Origin of the sequence: Enterobacter cloacae complex sp. 6730903, assembly GCF_048283985.1 — a bacterium.
Taxonomy (GTDB): Bacteria; Pseudomonadota; Gammaproteobacteria; order Enterobacterales; family Enterobacteriaceae; genus Enterobacter; species Enterobacter hormaechei_C.
The window spans coordinates 1-280 of record NZ_JBLVXX010000223.1 but is presented as its reverse complement, the minus strand read 5'-3'; the positions used below and the strand labels follow the sequence as shown (position 1 = coordinate 280).

General features: G+C 52.1%; 1 pseudogene. It reads right to left on the bottom strand.

Annotated elements, in window-relative coordinates:
- A pseudogene (locus ACNQ0W_RS25670) lies at window positions 1-280 on the bottom strand (IS1-like element IS1X4 family transposase); the annotation flags it as partial.

Genomic DNA, 280 nt, shown 5'->3' with positions numbered 1-280 from the left:
ACTGATAGTGTTTTATGTTCAGATAATGCCCGATGACTTTGTCATGCAGCTCCACCGATTTTGAGAACGACAGTGACTTCCTGCCCAGCCTTGCCAGATACTGCCTCAGATTCAGGTTATGTCGCTCAATGCGCTGCGTATATCGCTTGCTGATAACGTGCAGCTTTCCCTTCAGGCGTGATTCATACAGCGGCCAGCCATCCGTCATCCATACCACGACCTCAAAGGCCGACAGCAGGCTCAGAAGACGCTCCAGTGTGGCCAGAGTGCGTTCACCGAA